Genomic DNA, 18512 nt, shown 5'->3' with positions numbered 1-18512 from the left:
GGTGGGCCTGGGGAGGGCACCGATGCGATCGGTTCGCTTATGGATTCCGGCGACGCTGCTCGTCCTGGCGGGCGTGGGTGTGGTCGGCTGGCAGCTGATGCCGGCGAAGGAGGACCGCGACCGCACCATCACGGTGGGCACGACGGACGCCGTTACGTCGCTCGACCCTGCCGGTGCCTACGACGCCGGATCCTGGGCCCTGTTCAGCAATGTCTTCCAGTCGCTGCTCACCTTCGAACCCGGCGGCGCCAAGCCTGTTCCGGACGCCGCCAAGAGCTGCGCGTTCACCGACACGGGACTGCGCACCTATCGCTGCACACTCCGTGACGACCTGACGTTCGCGAGCGGGCGGCGGATGACCGCGAGAGACGTGAAGTTCTCCTTCGACCGCGTCAAGCGCATCAACGACGAGGTGGGGCCCGCCTCCCTCCTCTCCACCCTGGGCAGCGTGGACGCGAGCGGGCAGACCGTCACCTTCCATCTGTCCTCGCCCGACGCGACGTTCCCCTTCAAGCTGGCGACCGGCGCCGGGTCGATCGTCGACAGCACCCGCTACCCGAGGCGCAGCCTGCGCACCGACACGGGCGCCGACGGCACCGGGCCGTACGTCCTGACGGCGTATACGAAGAACACGCGGGCCGTCCTCGCCCCCAACCCCCGCTACAAAGGCGCCATCAGTGACCTCGGCAGGCCCATTGTGCTGCGGTATTACCCCAACTCGCAGGCGCTGGAGGTGGCCCGGAGGGCCAAGCAGCTGGACGTCGCGGCCCGTCAGCTGCCGCCCGCCGTGCTCGCCGCGCTCTCGCCGAGCGACCCCGCGCAGCGCGTCACCGAGGACGAGAGCGCCGAGACCCGCAACCTCGTCCTCAACGTGCGCGCGCGTTCGCCGCTGCACGACCGGCGGGTGCGGCAGGCCGTCGCCTCGCTGATCGACCGCGAGGAGCTGGTCGACCGGACGTACGAGGGGACCACCGACGCGTTGTACGGGCTGATCCCGGCGGGGATCACAGGACACGCGACATCGTTCTTCGACGACTATCCGAAACCGGACGCCAAGAAGGCGCGGGCCCTGCTGACCGAGGCCGGGGTCTCGTTGCCCGTGCGCTTCACCTACGGGTTCGCCGAGGGGCGGGGTGCCGCGGGCGAGGAGGCCGCCGAGCTCAAGCGGCAGCTCGAGGCGGGCGGACTGTTCAAGGTGACGACCGAGGGCTTCGAGTGGACCGAGTTCCAGAGGCGCTACGCGGAGGGCGGGCTGGACGCCTGGGCGGTCGGCTGGGTCGCCGACTATCCCGACGCGGACACCTTCGGCGCGCCGCTCGTCGGCACCGGCAACAGCATGAAGAACGGCTACAGCAGCAAGGACGTCGACCGTCTGATCCAGGAGACCCAGCAGGACGAAGACCGCAGCCGTACGACGGACGCGTTCCGGCGGCTCCAGCAAGTCGTCGCCCAGGATGTCCCGTTGATTCCCCTGTGGCAGCGCAAGGACTACGTCATCAGCAGTGAGGACATCGGCGGTGGCCAGTATCTGTCCGACGGGACCGGCGTATTCCGCCTCTGGCAGCTGAGCTGGCTGTGACAACTGCCGTTGTCCGCCCGGCCGCTGCCCGCTGCCTGGGCGTTCCGAAGGTGAAGGCGACGGTCGACGCGAGTTCTCCCGCGAGGTCGCTGCCGCGGGCGGGGGTTGCGGCGCTTGCCGTAACCCCCGCCCGCGGATGAGGAGTCGGTCCCTCTACGGGTGCGGAGTGGATCCGTACGCCGTCAGGAAGCGGTCGCGGAACGCGTCCATCTTCCACACCGGGGCGTTGTGCTCGGGCTGCAGGCCGTCCGTCCAGCCCCAGTCGGCGATCTTGTCGAGCACCTTGGGATCCTTGGCGATGATCGAGACGGGCACGTCGCGGCTGGCGTGGTCGCCACTGACCCGGGCGATCGGCTGGTGGTCGCCGAGGAAGATCAGCACGGTGTTCTTGTTGCCGTACTTCACCAGGTAGTTGATGAGACTCGTCACCGAGTACTGGATCGACTTGCCGTACTCCACCTTCGACTTCGGCGAGCTGGTGATGATGTCCGCGGGCTTGTTGCCGGCCTTCTCGATGGCGTTGTAGATCGATCCGTCGCCGACCTGGTCCTGGGGGACCGTCTTGGGGATCGGCGCCCAGGGCTGGTGGCTCGAGGTCAGGATGATCGTCGACATCAGCGGCTTGTCGTGCTTCTTGCTGTGCACCAGGCGTTCGAACGCGGTCAGGGCGTACTGGTCGGGCATGGTCGACCAGCTGAACTTCGGTCCCTTGTAACCGAGATGGTGAGCGTCGTAGAGCTTGTCGATGCCGTAGTACTTCTGCTCGGGCCAGGCCTTCTGGATGCCCGGCATGACACCCACGGTGTCGTAGTCGCCGGTCTTCTTGAAGGCGCCGGGCAGGGTCAGGTGACTGCCCGCGGTCACGGTGCGGTACCGCTGCTGGTTGCTGATCCACAGGCCCGACATGAACGTCGAGTGGCCGAGCCAGCTGCTGCCGCCGTACGTCGCCGAGGTGAGCCAGCCGCTCTTCGCCGCGAAACCGGCCTGCGTCAGCTTGTTGTTCTCCGAGGTCAGGGTCGCGTCGACGCCCGGTGCCATGACCGGGTCCTCGATGGCGCTGCGGCCGTAGCTCTCGATGAACGTGATGATCATGTCCTTGCCGCGCAGATCGGTGAGCAGCTGGCTGGGCGGCGTGTTCGCGAAGTTGTCCTTCTTGGCGATCTTGGCGAACTCGGCTTCGTCCCGCAGCGTCTTGCGCACCCCGTCCGCCCGGTTCTGGACGGCCAGCGCGACGTCCTCGGAGGCTACGGGCACCCCGGTGAACTGCACGCCGAGCGCCGCGCAGGTGACCCAGGTGATGGCCAGCACCAGAGTCGTGCGGGTCGCCGCCTCGGTGTTCCGGGCCACCAGGTTGCCCAGCCGGACGACCGACATCGTCATGAGGACCAGTACGGCGATCACGAGCGCCACGGCGAGTGCCACGATGCCGAGCGCGCCGCCGTTGCCGAACGTGTCCTGGAGGTAGGCCTGCGCGTCGCCGAAGAGCGACCAGTCCAGGACGACGTTGAAGCCTCGCCCGAGATATTCGTTGAAGCCGATGTCGAGGAAGTTCAGGATGGTCAGGACGCCCAGAGCGAGCCCGGCGAGCACCGCCACAACGATCCGCGGCCTGCGGGGCAGGACGATCAGCAGCGCGGCACCGAAGATCGCCTCCACCGGGAGACGCAGGAACTCGGTCGGATGGAACTTGCCCGCCTGACTCGGCATGAGCAGCGCGAACAGGACGAGTACGGCGGCGAGGACGGTCGTGGTCCACGCGAGGGTGCGGGCGGCGACGGGATAGCGGTCCCGCCACCCACGCCACCGGCCGCGCACGGGCGGCTCGTCTCCCGGAGGCTCCTCCCCGTCACCGGCGCCGTCACCGACGGGGGCGTCCGGGGCGTCGGCACCGCTCTCCGCGGCGCCCTCGGACACGGCCGAGTCGTCGTCCGCGTCCGCGCCGACCTCGGCGGATTCCTCGGTCACGGTCGAGGCCTCGGCGGCGGCCTCGGTGGCGGCACCCGTCGCGACCGGGCCTTCGGGCTCGGTCGGAGCGGCGTCGCCGACGGCATCCGTGCCGGTGCCGGTCTCGGCAGCGGCCATCGATTCAGCGGAGGCTGCTTCCGCCGGAGTCCCGTCCGGGTCCTCGGCCTCGATCTCGGTCTCGGCCGAGGAAACGTCAGGTTCGTGCTCAGCAGCGGGTATGTCTTCAGCGGAGGCTGCTTCCGCTGAAGTCCCGTCCGGGTCCTCGGGGTGGATCGAGGCGGCCCCGTCGGTCGGGGTGATCTCGGGGGCCGCCTCGGCCGCTGCCTCCCCCTCGCCCGAGGCGGCGGCGTCCTCATCGGTATCCGTATCCGTGGCCGAATCCGTGGCCGCGTCCGCGAGCGGCTCCGGCGTCGGCTCGTCGCGCGGAGGCGCCTCGTCCGTGTTCGGCAGCTGTCGAGAGCTCGTTTTGAACGACAACCCGGCGGTCCTTCCGTGCGATGCGTGGTGGTGGCGTGGCGGACTGATCGGAAGAGACCGATTCGCCCTCATCGTGGTGTACGGGGCCGTGGCGGCCCGTGTTCAACCGCTTCGGTCAGCTTCTGCCCAAGTTCGTTCTCGCAGGTCACGGCGGTGCGAGCGAGGCCGTCCCGGCCTGCACGGCAGTCCCGGGAGCGACACCGGCCCGGCGTCGCCGCCCCCACCCCACGCGTGTCGGCGGCTCGCCCCACCGGCGCCCGAGGTGTCGGCTCACCGGCGTCCGAGGTGTCGGCTCACCGGCGTCCGAGGTACCGCCCCATCGGCGTCGGCGGTCTCACTCACCGGCGCCCGAGGTGTCGGCTCACCGGCGTCGCCGACCTCACCCCACGAGTGTCGGCGGTCTCGCCGTACTGGCGTCCGAGGTGCTGGCCACCGGCGTCGGCGGTCTCGCCGTACTGGCGTCCGAGGTGTCGCCCCACCGGCGTCGGCGGTCTCGCCGTACCGGCGTCCGAGGTGTCGCCCCACCGGCGTCGGCGGTCTCGCCGTACCGGCGTCCGAGGTGCTGGCCCATCGGCGTCGGCGGTCTCGCTGTACCGGCGTCCGAGGTGCTGGCCCATCGGCGTCGGCGGTCTCACTCACCGGCGTCCGAGGTGTCGCCCCATCGGCGTCGGCGGTATCACCGCACTGGGAGCGTCACCGTCACCGCCAGGCCCTCACCAGGTGCCGTCCGTACCGCGACCGTGCCCCCGTGGGCCCTCACCACGCCCTGCACGATCGCCAGGCCGAGCCCGCTGCCCGCTGCGCCGCCGGCCCGGAAGAAGCGGTCGAAGACGCGCGCCGCGTCCTCCGCCGCGAGCCCGGGACCCTTGTCCGCGACACACAGCCGTATGACACCGTCCGCGCGCTCCAGAGCGAGCCGCACCGGCACGTCGTCGGGTGTGTGGGTGCGTACGTTGCCCACGAGATTGCCCAGCACCTGCCGCAGCCCCGACTCGTCGGCCTGCACGAGCAGCGTGCCGTCGGCGCCCACGGTCACCGGACGGCCGGGCTGCTGGGCGCGCAGGTCCTCGGCCGCGTCCCGTACGAGCCGGCTCAGGTCGACGTTCTTGAACCGCAGTTCGGGCCGCTGGTCGAGGCGGGCCAGGGTGAGCAGCTCGTCGACCAGCCGGCCCATGCGGTCGGCCTCCGCGTTCATCCGGTCCCAGGCCCGCTTGCGCTCGACAGGATCGGTGAGCATCCCCTTCTCGTACAGCTGGAGGTAGCCGCGTATCGCCGCCAGCGGTGTGCGCAGCTCGTGCGAGGCGTCCCCGACGAACCGCCGCAGCTGGGCGGCGCTGTCCTCACGCGTCCGGTAGGCCGACTCGACCTGGTGCAGCATGGAGTTGAGCGCGAGCCGCAGCTGTTCGACCTCCTGGGTCGGATGATGGCTGGAGGGCACGCGCCGGGTCAGATCACCCTCGGCGATGGCCGACGAGGTCTCCACCATGGCCTCCAGCGGCAGCATCCGGCGGCGCACGCTGAACATCGTCAGGCACGCGAGCAGCGCCAACAGCAGGGTGCCCACGGCGAGATCGAGTTTGAGCGCCTTCGCGACGCCCTTGTGCAGTCCGTCGGTCGAGGCGGCGAACAGGACGTACGTCCCGTCGGCGAGCTGTGCCCCGGTCGCCCGGTAGGCGGCGCCGCGCACGGTGATGTCGCGCGGGTCGTCGGCGCGGGCGAGCGCGCCCGGGTCGTCCACGGCGGCGGCGAACGCCCGCTGTGTCTCGGTGGGTTGGTAGCCGGCCACCTCGATCGCCTCGCCCCGCCGGTCGACGGCCGCGAAGATCGAGTCCGGCTTCGGCGACTCGTCGACCGCGGGCCCGATCCGGTCGCGTACGAACGCGAGGGCGCTCAGCGAGTCGATCTGGCTCATGGTGAGCTGCGAAACGCCCAGTGACTGGCGGGTCTTGGCAAGCTGCGCGTCCACCTGGTCGAGGAGATAGTGGCGCATGCCCATCAGGCTCACGGCGGTCGCCACCACGATGCCCAGGGCCAGCAGTCCCACGTTCGCGATGGTCAGCTTGCCGCGCAGCGAATGCACGCCGTGTTTGTAGCGCGGGGGTCGGCAGCCGGGCCGGACGGGCAGGTTCACGCGAGTCCGTATCCGACGCCCCGGCGGGTCTGGATCACCGGCGGCCCCAGCGGTTCGAGCTTGCGCCGCAGATAGCTGATGTACGTCTCCACGACCGTCGACTCGGCCGAGTGCTCGTACTGCCATACGTGGCGCAGGAGTTGCTCCTTGGGCACGATCCGTCCGCCGTTGCGGACGAGGAACCGCAGCAGCGCGTACTCGGTGGGGGTGAGCTCGACCGTGGTGCCCGCGCGGTGGACGCGGTACGTCGTCTCGTCCAGCTCCAGATCGCCGTAGCGCAGCGGCGGGCGTTGCGGCAGCACGTCGTCGGGCCGCGTACGGCGAAGGACGGCGGTGATCCGGGCGACGACCTCGTCGATGTTGAACGGCTTGGTGATGTAGTCGTCGCCGAAGCCGAGCGCGCCGACGATCTCGGCGGGCGCGTCCCGCGCTGTGAGGAAGACGACGGCCAGGTCCGGCTGCCGCAGCCGCAGTTCACGGCCGAGGGCCCGGCCGTCGCCGTCCGGGAGCATCACGTCGAGCAGCGCCGCGTCGGGGCGGGTGCGCTCGGCGAGCGCGAGAGCCTCGCGAACGGTTCCGGCGGCCATCACCTCGAAGCGGTGGTAGCGCAGCGCGATGGTGAGGACGTCCGCGATGCTCGGCTCGTCCTCGACGACGAGGACGGTGGCTCCCTCGTGGGCGGTCATGACCCCAGTATCGGCGCGGCCACCGACAGCGGGAGCGGTTCGCGCCTTGGAGTTCCTTGAGAGTCATGGGCGGGTCATGTCCACGCGCGAGCGTCGCCGCCAATCCTGTTGCCCAGGACCTGGGGGACCGACCGACCGACTAAGGAGCGTTGAACGTGGCGGTATTGGCACGGTGGTGCTATCGGCACCGGCTGGTGGTCCTGTTGCTGTGGGTGGGTGCGCTGTTCGGTCTCGGCTTCGCGGCGACCACCGCGGGCACGGACTACGCGAATGTGTTCTCCCTCCCGAACACGGACTCCAAGCGTGCGTACGACCAGATGGAGAAGGCCTTCCCGAACAGCGCGGGGGACACCGACACGGTGGTGTGGAAGGTCGACGCGGGCACGGTCAGGGACGCCTCCGTGCGCTCCCGCATCCAGCCGGTGCTGGACGAGATCGCCGGTATGAAGGGCGTCGGCAAGGTCGCGGGGCCTTACCAGGGGGAGCGGGGCGCCGCGCAGATCAGCCGCAACGGCAGGATCGCGTACGCCCAGATCACCTTCGCCGAGCAGGCGAACGCCGTACCCAAGGAACTGGTGCAGAAGGTCGTCGACACCGCGCAGGGCGCCGAACGTGGCGGACTTCAGGTGGAGTTGGGCGGTCAGGCGATCCAGCGCGTACAGGAACCGCCCACCGGGCTCGCCGAGATGGTCGGCATCCTGGCCGCGGCCGTCGTGCTCTTCCTCGCCTTCGGTTCGTTCTTCGCCATGCTGCTGCCGATCGGCATCGCGATCTTCGGGGTCGGTACGGGGCTGTTCTCCACGCAGTTGCTCAGCCACACCACGGCCATCCCGGACCTGGCCCCGCTGCTGGCCACCCTGATCGGCCTCGGCGTCGGCATCGACTACGCGCTGTTCATCGTCACCCGTCACCGGCGCGGCATCCTGCGCGGCCTGGCGCCGGAGGAGTCGGCGGTCGTCGCCCTCAACACCTCCGGCCGGGCGGTGCTGTTCGCGGGCGGCACCGTGTGCATCGCCCTCGCGGGCATGCTCGTGACGAACCTGCGCTTCCTCGACGGCGTGGTCATCGGCACCTCTCTCACCGTCGTGTTCAGCGTGCTCGCGGCCACCACCCTGCTGCCGGCGCTCCTCGGGGTTCTCGGCACCCGGGTGCTCAGCCGCCGCCAGCGGCGCAAACTGGCGGCGCAGGGGCCCGAACCGGAGCGGGCGAGCGGGGCCGCGGCCCGCTGGTCGATGAACGTGCAGCGTCGCCCCCGTACGATCGCCGCTCTCGCGCTGGTCGTGATGGCGATCCTCGCGATCCCGGTCCTGTCGCTGCACCTCGGTGCCACCGACCAGGGCAACGACGACTCCACGACGACGACCAGGAAGGCCTACGACCTGCTCGCCGAGGGATTCGGGCCCGGCTTCAACGGCCCCTTGCAGGTGGTCGTGACCGGCGGTGACACGGGCGCCCTGGTGAAGAGCATCGGAGGTACCTCCGGAGTAGCGGCGGTCGCCGCGCTGCCGCCCGCGAACGGCGTGACGGTGATCCAGGTGGTGCCGACGACCTCACCGCAGTCGACGAGGACCGACCAGCTCATCGACACCCTCCGGGACCGGGTGATCCCGGACGCCGGGGTGACGGCCCATGTCGGTGGCGTCACCGCCGTGTCGAAGGACTTCGCCACCATCACCGGTGACCGGCTGCCCTATTTCGTCGCCACGATCATCGGCCTCGGCTTCCTGCTCCTGCTGATCGCCTTCCGCTCCCTGGTGGTCCCGCTGACGGCCGCGCTGATGAACCTGATCGCCGCCGCCGCGTCCTTCGGCGTCCTCGTCGCGGTCTTCCAGTGGGGCTGGGGGCTGGGGCTGCTGGGCCTCGGCAAGGAGGGCCCGATCAACGCCTTCCTGCCCGTCATCATGCTCTCGCTCCTCTTCGGCCTCTCCATGGACTACCAGGTGTTCCTCGTGAGCCGTATGCACGAGGAATGGGTGCACACGAAGGACAACGCGCGAGCGGTGCGGGTCGGCCTGGCCGAGACCGGCCGGGTCATCAACTCCGCCGCCCTGATCATGGTCTGCGTCTTCCTCGCCTTCGTCCTGAGCGGCGACTCGGGTGCGGCGATGGCGGGCGTCGGCCTCGCGGCCGCGGTCGCCCTGGACGCCTTCATCCTCCGTACGGCCCTGGTCCCCGCCGCGATGCACCTGCTCGGCAACTCCAACTGGTGGCTGCCCGCGGGTCTGGACAAGCGGCTGCCGCACCTGGCGGTGGAGCCGGCCGAGGCGTCGTCCGAGGAAACGGCACCGGCCGGGGGCGGCGCGTCGGTCGTCCACGGCTTCGTTCGCGACGCGGAGGGCGTGCCCGTCGACGGAGCGGTCCTCACCCTGCTGTCCAAGGGCGGCCGTGAACTGGACCGGGTGACCTCGCTGGCCGACGGCTCGTACATCGTCTCGGTCCCGGCTCCGGGGAGGTATCTGCTGTCGGCGAAGGCCCGTTCGTACGGGGTGCGGGCACGGCACGTGGTCGTCACGGACGAACCGCTGGTGCACGACGTGGAGCTGGCGGAGGGAGAGGTGGACGCCGACGCGGTCAACTGAGACCGCCCGGACGCCCAACCGTCCCGACGCCAGGGGTGTCCGCAAGTGGTGTCCGTAAGGGGTGTCCGCCAGCGGTGTCCGTAAGGGGTGTCCGCCTGGCGGGCCCCCCTTACTCCGTCTTCTTGGCGGGGTCGGGCAGGGCCTTCGTCATTCCCGGCAGGAAGTCCGTGAACAGCTCGTGCACCTCGTGGACGAGGGGCCGCAGCAGCCGGAAGCGGGACAGAGAGACGCCGCGCGCGGTGAGGCGTGCGCCGCGCTCGGCGAGCCGGTAGCTGCGCTCGCGGCTCTCCGTACGGTCGAAGACCCAGTACAGGACGAGCCCCATCTGGGAGAGCCACATCAGCTCGGGCAGCACCTCGCGCAGTTCCTCCGGCACCTTGGTCTTCGCCCCGGCCAGCACCTCCTTGTGGACGCTGATGGCCTCCACGCGCGCGTGTTCCGACTCGGGGGAGAAGGGGCTGAGCGGACTGTCCGGATCTGCGGCGTTCTTGAAGAACTGCACGGCGAACTCGTGGTACGGCGTGGCGATGTCCAGCCACACCCTCAGCACGCCGCCCAGCCGGGCCTCCAGGTCCGTCTCGCGGTCCAGCACCTCCCGGACCGCCTCCCGGTGTTCGGCGGCGATCCGGTCGTAGAAGCCCTGGATCAGGTGCTCCTTGCCGGCGAAGTAGTAGTACGCGTTCCCGACGGAGACCCCGGCCTCCTGCGCGATGGCCCGCATCGTCGTCTTGTCGTACCCCCGCTCCTGGAAGAGCCGCATCGCGGTCTCCAGGATCAGGGCCCGGGTCTGCTCGCTCTTGGCCGGACTCTTCGCCGTCTCCTTGCCCGGGGACTCGGAGACCGCGGCGGGCTCGGCTGACTCGGAGGACCCGATGGGGCCGGGGCTGTCTGTCGGTGCTGGCACGGGACGAGCCTAACGAGTGGGGGCGGTCGAGCATTCGCCGCTGTCGCAGGCGGGGGCTACGTAGGTCCATCCGGAGGTCGGGTCGTAGCTCCACCCGTCGCCCCAGTGGTACGCGCCACCGCCCCACCGCTGGGACGTCCGTGACGCCTGCGCCTCGCGCCACTTGGCGGCGGCGAGCGTCGCGCCCCTGGCCAGCCTGGCACCCGTGGGAGTGCTCAGCCGATGGGCCAGCGCCCGGTACTCGCGCAGCGCCCACAGGGCGACGACCCACGCGGCGGCTCCCTGGTACACCTGCCCGGCGTCGCCCACCACGGTGATCTCGTCCAGGGTGGCGCGGGGGTCGAGCCCCGGGAAGCGCCGGGCGGCCTCCTCCGATCCGGCCGGTACGAACCGGAGCGGTACGAGTTGCGCCTGCCGGGCGAGCCACTGCTTCAGGAAGGCGCACAGCGAGCAACGCGCGTCGTAGAGGACGGTGAGCCCGAGGACCGGGACGCGCGCGGCGCCCCGGTCCCGGGTGGCCGAGGTGCCGGCCACCGGTCTCACACCCCGGCCGCGGGGGCGGCCCAGTCCGTCGGCTGCACCGGCGGCATCTGCTCCCGCTCCATGACACCCCGCCGCCGGATCTTGTTGAGCACGTAGACGTTCCCCAGGTGCATGACCCCGAGCACCAGCAGGACGACACCCAGCTTGGTCGACAGGGCTTCGAAGATCTCGCGGGCGTTGGAGATCTCGTCGCTCTGGTGCAGATAGAGCGCGACGAAGCCCAGGTTGACGAGGTAGAAGCCCACCACCAGCAGATGGTTGACCGCGTCCGCGAGCTTCTCGTTGCCGTGCAGGACGTCCGCCAGGAAGATCCGCCCGTTGTGGCTCAGCGTGCGTGCCACCCAGACCGTCAGCGCGATGCTGACCAGCAGATAGATGACGTACGCGACGACCGTGAGGTCCATGTCCCCACCCCTTCTTGAACGCGTTCAAAACGCTGTCTGGGATGAATGTAGACCTGCTTTTGAACATGTTCAAGTCGATCTCGTGTGCGCGTCCGTCCGGGCGCCTCCCGCGCTCGGGGCGCGGAGGGCCGCCGGTGCTATCGCTGGGCCCTGCGGGCCAGTTCGGGGCGCTTGGTGTAGTCCGTCAGGCCGATGACGTTGCCCCAGGGGTCCGCGATCTCGACGGTCCAGCCGGTGGCGCCGGAGAAGGGCTCGTCGAGGAGGGCGATGCCCACGGCGGTCAGCGAGCGGGCCGCGGCGCGGGCGTCCGGCACCTCCAGCCACAGCCGCGGCGACGCCCACAGGGGCGGCCGGTGGCTCAACTCCTCGTCCAGTCGCAGCAGTACCCCGGGCGTCTCCTTGCCCACCTTCAGCACCGCGATCCCGGCCTCGTCCAGCCGGAACGCCGGCGGAAACCCGGCGCGCTCGTAGAAACCCACGGCCTCGCCGAGATCCCCGACGGGCAACAGCACGTTGTCGAGCCCGAGCAGCCCGTACGACACGTCGTCTGACATGCCATCAGATTAGGAGCGGACCGAGGGAGGACGGGGACGGGCTGACCGCAGCCCGAACATGTGATCACCCATTGAGGTGAAGCGCCTCCCAGTCCCCCTGGGTACGCTGAATCGACAGGCGAGATTCCGGCCTATGGGAGCACTGATGAGCGCCGCATCCGAGAACGGGCTCGACGACGAGCCGGCGTACCGCTGGCCGATCCCGCCCCCCGAGGGCTGGACCGCGGACGACCTCGACCGGATTCCGGGCCTCCCGCCGCACACGGAGTTGATCGACGGGAGTCTCGTCTTCATGAGTCCGCAGACGGCTTTTCACGGACGCTGCATGCGTCTGCTGGAGAACGCTCTCCTGGAGCAGGCCCCGGACCATCTCGACGTCATGCGGGAGATGACGATCAGACTTGACACCAAGAACCGGCCAGAGCCGGACGTCATGGTGTTTCCGGTGGACGCGAACACGGGGCCGGGCCAGACCTGGTACAGGCCCGAGGACATCCTCCTGGCCGTCGAGGTGGTCTCGCCCGACTCACGCGAACGCGACCGGGAGGTCAAACCCCGCAAGTACGCCGAGGCCGGGGTCCCGAACTTCTGGCGCGTCGAACAGGACGAGGACAAGGGCCTGCCCGTCGTCTACGTCTACGAGCTCGACCCGGCCACTAAGTCGTACGGCCTCACCGGGATCTTCCACGACCGCCTCAAGGCCACCGTCCCCTTCGAGATCGACATCGATCTGACGGCCGTCGACGGACGGAGGGGCGGATCGGAGCCGGCGGCTGACTGAGCTGACGGCGGACGCCCGGATCAGGGCCCGGTGACCGATTGTCAGTGGGGGCTCGTACTGTCGTCCGCATGGGAACGGTGATGTTCGTCGACGAGACGACCAGTGGGGGCCGGGGCGCCGGCTGGGGGATCGAGATCGCCGAGGAGCGGCTCGCCGTGCGCGAGTTGATCCGGCGGCGGGTCTTCCAGGAGGTCGCCGAGTACAACGCGCGCATGCCGGGGGTGTTCCAGGGGCTCGTGCAGCCCGAGGACACCGAGCGGGTGCTGAACGGCTACGCGCTGCGCACACCCCGCCGGATAGACCCCGAGGCCCAGAGCGAGCTGGCGCTCAGGGCCTTCGCCGGGAACGGCTTCCTGGTGCTCGTGGGCGAGCGCCAGGTGACCGACCTCGACGAGGAGATCGAACTGGTCCTGGGCACCGAGGTCACCTTCCTCAAGCTCGTCGCACTGGTAGGGGGATGACGATGGCCGACACCAAGACGCATCTGGGGTGGATCCGCTCGCAGGCGGCCGACGGCAACATGAGCGGGCTCGCCACCGACCTCCTCAGGGCCGCACTGGTCAACACGGGCCAATGGGGCAGCGGCTGGGACGAGATCCTCGACCTGCTGGACGCGCTCCCCGCCGATCAGCGGGAAAGGCTGACCGGCGCCCTGGCGGAGGGCTATCACACGGTCGGCGGCAGATCTGAACCCCGCAACCACGTGCTGACCATGCTCGCCGCCATCGCCCACGGCCTCCCGGAGTACCCGCTCGCAGACGAGCGGGCGAGGCAACTCGCGGAACTCGGCAGGCAGAACACCGTCTGGTACGCGACGCGGATGGACGTCCTGGCCGAGGCCGAACTGGCGGCCGGTCGCACACTGGACCCGGCCGTGGTCGCGGTCTTCCGCCGCACGGGCATGGACACCTACCGCCGCGAGTCCGTTGCCGCCCTGATGAAGAAGCTCACAGAGCCCGTGCTCAACGTCGGTGAGGAATGGGCCGAGCAGGCCATGAGGGACGCCTCCGCCCCCGACTGGCAGGCTCTGCTCGTCCATTTGATGACAGCCACCGCCTCCAAGCCCTCCGCCAAGTGGGACCGGCAGGCCCACGCCCTCGTCGAAGCCCTCGGCGCCGACCGGGTCCGCGCCGCCGCTCTGTCCTGGCTCGCCCTCGTCGGCCGCCCTCGCACCCACCCGCTGGAGCCCAGGTCGTACGAGGCGGACATCAACAGCGCCTATGACCCGTACAACGCCAACGCCCTGCGCGGCCTCGCCTGGCTGGTCTCCGTGCTGCCGCCCCACCCCGACACCGCCCGGGCCCTCGGCGCACTCGTCGAGACGTCCCTCAAGAAGGTCAGCGGACTGGGCCCGCGCAATCCGAAGGTCGCCAACGCCGGTGTGATCGCGCTCTCCCGAATCGACGGCGAGGCCGCCCTGGCCGAACTGGCCCGGCTGGCCACCCGGGTGACGTACAAGGCCACGGCCAAGCTCATCGACGGATTCCTCGGGGCGAAGGCCACCGCCCTCGGGCTCACCCGGGAGGAGATCGAGGAACTGGCCGTCCCGGCGTACGGGCTCACCGACGTCGGGCAGGCGCGTCACGAGTTCGGCGACAACACCGCGCTTCTCGAAGTCCAGGGCTCACGCGCCGTGCTGAGCTGGCACAACGCGACCGGCAAGGCCGTCAAGAGCGTGCCCGCCGCCGTGCGACGCGACCACGCCGAAGAGCTCAAGGAGCTGAAGGCGGCGGTCAAGGACATCGACAAGATGCTGTCGGCACAGGCCGAGCGCCTGGACCGGCAGTTCCTCGGCCGGCGCACCTGGACGTACGACACCTGGCGCGAGCGCTACCTCGACCACCCGCTCGTCGGCACCCTCGCCCGTCGGCTCCTGTGGACGGTCGACGGCACACCGGTCGGCTTCGCGAACGGCGAGCTGTCCACCCTCACCGACGATCCGGTGAAGAGAGGCGAGGAGGTCGCCCTCTGGCACCCCGTCGAGCGTGAGCCGGCCGAGGTCGTCGCCTGGCGGGACTGGCTGGAGCGGCACGAGATCACCCAGCCCTTCAAGCAGGCCCACCGCGAGGTGTACCTCCTCACCGACGCCGAGCGTGCGACGGGCACGTACTCGAACCGCTTCGCCGCCCATTTCGTGCGCCAGCACCAGTTCAACTCCCTGGCCGCCATCAGGGGCTGGCGCAACAAGCTCCGCCTCTGCGTCGACGACGAGGCGCCCCCGGCCACCCGGGAGCTGCCGCAGTGGGGGCTGCGCGCCGAGTACTGGATCACGGGCGACGGCGAGTACGGCCACGACACCACCGAGTCCGGCAGCTATCTGCGGCTGCGTACCGACCAGGTGCGCTTCTATCCGCTCGACGCCCCCGAGAACTCGGCGCACTGCTACGGCGGCGAGTACCGCATGTGGCTGCCGGACGGCCAGGACCCGGTGGAGCCTCTCCCCCTCTCCGGCATCCCGCCCCTCGTCCTGTCCGAAGTCCTGCGCGACGTCGACCTGTTCGTCGGTGTCTCCAGCGTCGGCAACGACCCGACCTGGCAGGACGGCGGCCCCGACGGCCGCTTCCAGGAGTACTGGACGTCGTACGGCTTCGGCGACCTGACCGAGACCGCGCAGACCCGCCGCGCCCTGCTCGACCGCCTGATCCCCCGGCTGGCGGTAGCCGACCGCTGCACCCTGGAGGGCCGGTTCCTGCACGTGAAGGGCGAGCGCCACACGTACAAGATCCACTTGGGCTCGGGCAACATCCTGATGAGCCCGAACGACCAGTACCTGTGCATCGTCCCGAAGGCTGCCGCGGGCGGACCCCGGACCGGCTATCTGCCGTTCGAGGGCGACCGGATGCTGGCGGTCATCCTCAGCAAGGCGATGCTGCTGGCGGACGACCTGCGCATCACGGACCCGACGATCCTGAGCCAGCTGTGACCGATCCCGCCCTCGGCCCGGTCCGCCGCCGTGCGGGCGCGCGCCCGGGACCGGCCGGAGACGGTCCGTCGCGGAGCCGGTGACGGCGAAGCTGTACGACCTGCCGCTCACCCGGCTCATCGCCGAAGTACCTCGACTCCGCTGCGGGGGTGGGCTGTTCGCCGCCTGCCGCGGATCAGGACACTGCGGAGACCGGCTTGTCCGGACCCCGTAGCAGGGCCGCCCCGAGCGGGGTGAGCGTGTGCAGGACGCTCGTGCCGTACCGCAGGCTGCTGATGAGACCCGCGTCCCGCAGGGCCGAGATGTGCTGGCTCACCGTGGGTGCCGACACTCCGGCCAGCCGGGCCAGTTCGCCCGTGTTCGCGCCCAGCGCGGTTCCCCGCAGCACCTGTGCCCGGGTCCGGCCGAGCAGCACGCCGAGCGGGCGGTCGACGGCGGTCGGCCGCGCCTCCCGGAGCGCGGGATAGACCAGCACGGGTGGCTGCGTCGAGTCGGCCAGCGAGATCGGAGGGCCCCAGCAGAAGTACGACGGCACGAGGGTCAGCCCGCGCCCGTCGAGCACGAGGTCGCGTTCCTCCGGCGGGTAGTGCACATGGAGCACAGGTGGATCCCAGCGCATCTGCGGCCCCAGCCCGTCGAGCAGTCCGTCCGCTCCGCCGGCCAGCAGGGCCCGTCCACGGACCGACCGGTCCGCCTCCACCCGGGCCAGCGTCCGCTCCCGATAGGGCGCCAGGGCGACCTCGTAGTACCGCCGCAGAGCATTCGCCAGGTCCTGACGCATCTCGCGTTCCACGAGCCGCGGTGCCCACGACGGCGCCCCGACCGCCATGAAGCGCTTCACCTCCCGGCGCACCCGGTCGGTGGGGGTGTCCACCAGTGCCGCGAGCCCGGCCGCGAGCCCCTGGGCACCCCGTGTCGGAGTCAGGAAGTCGGGGAAGTACGCCGCTCTCGGGAAGACGGGCAGCAGAAGGTGCCGTAGGACTCTTTCAAGTCCCTGGTCGGCCAGCCGCACGCGGGTCGTCCGGTACCACTCCGCGTGCGCGCTGCGCCCCTGCTGGGTCTGTAACCGGTGCAGGCTCAGGGCGATCTCCCAGAGCGGATCCGGCTCGGACGCCAGCCGGGTGCGCGCCAGGTCGGCCTCGGTGAAATGGATGTGCAGCATGACGGCCTCCCGTCCGGCCGCGGTGTGACCGCGGCCGCCCCCGTGCGGCCGCGCCGCGACGACGGCCGCCCCGTGCGGCCGCGCTGTGACAACGGCCGTACGTCCGGCCTGTTCTGGCCCGGCGAGTCATCATGTCCGCCGCCGGACACGGCTGACAACACCTGCAACAGGCGCTATTCGGCCATGTACGGATATGCCTGTGCACTACCTGTGAGGCGTCAGGCGTGCCGTATTCGGCGTTGACCTGCGTTTTTCGGCCCTGGCCGCAATGCGTGGGAAATCGTTCGGGGTGCTGACAGTGTGGTGGGGCCACCCCGAGGTCGACATGAAAGGATTGTCATGTTAGTACCGATAAAGGCTGGATGGGTCCGGTCACGCAAGGCGCTCGCGGCGACCGCGGCCCTGGCCGCGGCGCTCGCCGTCGGCGGAGTCGTCACGGCGTCCCCCGCATCGGCCGGGACGAACTGTGCCGGCGGCTACCACTGTGTGTTCTGGTCCAGCTTCAACAGCGCGAGGCACTCGTACTTCAACGGCGACAGCGACTTCACGAACGACACCTTCAACAACACGACCTACGGCACCGCGGGCTCCGGCACGACCGTCAACGACAACGCGTGGTCCGCCAGCAACTCCAGCAGCGGCGGCTACTACTCGCGGTACTACCTGAACATCAACTCCGGCGGCGGGATGCTCTTCTGCGTCAAGCCCGGCAGCGAGGTCGAGGAACTGGCCGCCGCGCTGTCGGCCAGCTCCCTCTCGCTGACCACCTCCAACCCGGGCGGCTGCTACTGACCTGCGCCGTGTCACGGATCCGGCGGTCCGCCGCCGGATCCACCGCGCCGGGAGGAGGAAGACCTTGGAGACCCGTAGGATCACCGCACTCGTCACGGCCGCGACCGTCGTGGTGGTCGCCGCCTGTGCCGCCTGGATGTACGCCGGCCGGTCCGGTCCGTCCGCCGCCACCCCGCGGCCGACGGCCGACGCCGGACGCCTGAGCGCCCGGCTGCCGTTCTACCCGCTGCTGCACGCGCCCAGCGAGCGGCAGTGGCGGATCGCGGAGGCGGAACGGCAGCTGGCCATCACCTGCATGACCGCCCACGGCTACCGGTACACGCCGGCCGAGATTCCCCGCTCGAGTACGGCCACCGTCGACCATCCGCTGCCGTTCGGCCTGGAGTCGCTCATCACCGCCACCGCGAGCCCCGCGCCGGCCGCGTCGGAACACCGGGAGAGCAAGGCGTTCCTCGCCGCGCTCTACGGTCCCGACGACCGGCGCATCGCCGCCCGGGGCAAGTCCATCAAGGTGTCCTGGCCGGCCCAGGGCTGCCAGGCCGAGGCCGAGAAGCGGCTGCTGGGCTCCGAGCGCCTCCGGTGGCTACAGGTCAGCATCCAGCTCGGCGAGGGCGAGGACCAGGCCCGCAGGAACCTGGACAAGGACCCGGCCTTCCGCGCGGCCGACGCCCGCTGGGCGCGCTGTATGAGAATCGCCGGAGTCGCCACGGACGACCCGGTCAACCTGCTCGACAGCCTCCCCCGCGACACCGACTTCGCCACCAACCCCGTCGCCCGGGCCGACATCCGCTGCAAGTCCGACACCGACTACCTGCGGACGGCCTACACCAGACTGGCCGTGGTCCAGCACGCCTGGCTCGACGCGCACCCCGCGGCTGTCGCGTCCTGGCGCTCCCTGACACAACGCCAGGACAAGGTCGCCACAGACGTCCTCGGATGACGGCGCGGACCGTCTCCGGCCCGGACCTCGCCGGCTCGCCCGGCCGCGACGGCACCCGCACCCGCCGCATACGACAACGTCGGCCTTCAAGA

Annotated in this window: 15 protein-coding genes; 7 read left to right on the top strand and 8 right to left on the bottom strand. The window is 70.5% G+C overall.

The genetic code is table 11. The features are described 5' to 3' along the window. Window positions 1–22 precede the first annotated feature (22 nt). Window positions 23–1579, top strand: coding sequence for an ABC transporter substrate-binding protein (locus ACFYR3_RS09340; RefSeq protein ID WP_389282239.1), 1557 nt, complete (start codon window positions 23–25; stop codon window positions 1577–1579). Window positions 1580–1732: 153 nt separating this feature from the next. Here ACFYR3_RS09340 and ACFYR3_RS09335 read toward each other — a convergent pair whose 3' ends face one another. The 3 genes from ACFYR3_RS09335 to ACFYR3_RS09325 all read right to left on the bottom strand — a co-directional run bounded on the left by ACFYR3_RS09335 (window position 1733) and on the right by ACFYR3_RS09325 (window position 6838). Further along, the gene (locus tag ACFYR3_RS09335) at window positions 1733–3661 is read right to left on the bottom strand and encodes a sulfatase-like hydrolase/transferase (RefSeq protein WP_389282401.1); all 1929 of its coding nucleotides are present in this window, start codon (window positions 3659–3661) and stop codon (window positions 1733–1735) included. 1036 nt (window positions 3662–4697) lie between these two features. Next, entirely contained in the window at window positions 4698–6101 is a 1404-nt protein-coding gene (locus ACFYR3_RS09330) for an ATP-binding protein (RefSeq protein ID WP_389282237.1), read from the bottom strand. A gap of 47 nt (window positions 6102–6148) precedes the next feature. After that, the gene (locus ACFYR3_RS09325) at window positions 6149–6838 is read right to left on the bottom strand and encodes a response regulator transcription factor (protein WP_355844264.1); all 690 of its coding nucleotides are present in this window, start codon (window positions 6836–6838) and stop codon (window positions 6149–6151) included. A gap of 164 nt (window positions 6839–7002) precedes the next feature. Here ACFYR3_RS09325 and ACFYR3_RS09320 point away from each other — a divergent pair, with 164 nt between their 5' ends. Continuing rightward, window positions 7003–9417: an MMPL family transporter gene (locus ACFYR3_RS09320; RefSeq protein ID WP_355844343.1), complete on the top strand. Its 2415-nt coding sequence runs from the start codon at window positions 7003–7005 to the stop codon at window positions 9415–9417. 109 nt (window positions 9418–9526) lie between these two features. Here ACFYR3_RS09320 and ACFYR3_RS09315 read toward each other — a convergent pair whose 3' ends face one another. From ACFYR3_RS09315 to ACFYR3_RS09300, 4 genes are all read right to left on the bottom strand, one after another. Continuing rightward, a complete protein-coding gene (locus ACFYR3_RS09315; protein ID WP_389282235.1) occupies window positions 9527–10321 on the bottom strand; it encodes a TetR/AcrR family transcriptional regulator in 795 nt (264 codons plus the stop codon). A gap of 9 nt (window positions 10322–10330) precedes the next feature. Next, window positions 10331–10855, bottom strand: coding sequence for a thiol-disulfide oxidoreductase DCC family protein (locus tag ACFYR3_RS09310; protein ID WP_389282233.1), 525 nt, complete (start codon window positions 10853–10855; stop codon window positions 10331–10333). A gap of 5 nt (window positions 10856–10860) precedes the next feature. Further along, a complete protein-coding gene (locus tag ACFYR3_RS09305; RefSeq protein WP_355844273.1) occupies window positions 10861–11268 on the bottom strand; it encodes a hypothetical protein in 408 nt (135 codons plus the stop codon). 137 nt (window positions 11269–11405) lie between these two features. After that, window positions 11406–11822 carry a VOC family protein gene (locus ACFYR3_RS09300; RefSeq protein ID WP_355844276.1) on the bottom strand — a complete coding sequence of 139 codons (417 nt, stop codon included), beginning with the start codon at window positions 11820–11822 and terminating at the stop codon, window positions 11406–11408. A 145-nt stretch (window positions 11823–11967) separates the two neighbouring features. On the opposite strand from ACFYR3_RS09300, the gene ACFYR3_RS09295 reads away from it, so the two are divergent. The 3 genes from ACFYR3_RS09295 (at window position 11968) to ACFYR3_RS09285 (ending at window position 15526) form a co-directional block, all read left to right on the top strand. Next, window positions 11968–12603 (top strand): Uma2 family endonuclease, encoded by a 636-nt coding sequence (locus ACFYR3_RS09295; RefSeq protein ID WP_355844279.1) that lies wholly within the window; start codon window positions 11968–11970, stop codon window positions 12601–12603. Window positions 12604–12671: 68 nt separating this feature from the next. Further along, entirely contained in the window at window positions 12672–13064 is a 393-nt protein-coding gene (locus ACFYR3_RS09290) for a hypothetical protein (protein ID WP_355844282.1), read from the top strand. Beyond that, entirely contained in the window at window positions 13061–15526 is a 2466-nt protein-coding gene (locus tag ACFYR3_RS09285; RefSeq protein ID WP_355844284.1) for a DUF4132 domain-containing protein, read from the top strand. The genes ACFYR3_RS09290 and ACFYR3_RS09285 overlap by 4 nt, the downstream gene beginning before the upstream one ends. Before the next feature lie 175 nt (window positions 15527–15701). On the opposite strand, the gene ACFYR3_RS09280 is transcribed toward ACFYR3_RS09285, so the two are convergent. Beyond that, complete coding sequence (locus tag ACFYR3_RS09280) at window positions 15702–16688, bottom strand: ArsR/SmtB family transcription factor (protein WP_389282230.1); 987 nt, start codon at window positions 16686–16688, stop codon at window positions 15702–15704. Window positions 16689–17027: 339 nt separating this feature from the next. Here ACFYR3_RS09280 and ACFYR3_RS09275 point away from each other — a divergent pair, with 339 nt between their 5' ends. Further along, window positions 17028–17480: a hypothetical protein gene (locus ACFYR3_RS09275; protein ID WP_355844290.1), complete on the top strand. Its 453-nt coding sequence runs from the start codon at window positions 17028–17030 to the stop codon at window positions 17478–17480. A 64-nt stretch (window positions 17481–17544) separates the two neighbouring features. Further along, on the top strand, window positions 17545–18420 hold the full coding sequence (locus ACFYR3_RS09270) for a hypothetical protein (RefSeq protein WP_389282228.1): 876 nt from the start codon (window positions 17545–17547) through the stop codon (window positions 18418–18420). Window positions 18421–18512: the final 92 nt, after the last annotated feature.

Source organism: Streptomyces sp. NPDC005784 (assembly GCF_042871525.1).
In the GTDB taxonomy this organism is placed as follows: Bacteria; Actinomycetota; Actinomycetes; order Streptomycetales; family Streptomycetaceae; genus Streptomyces.
Note: the sequence above shows the minus strand (reverse complement) of the source record. Positions and strands in the feature narration are given on the sequence as shown.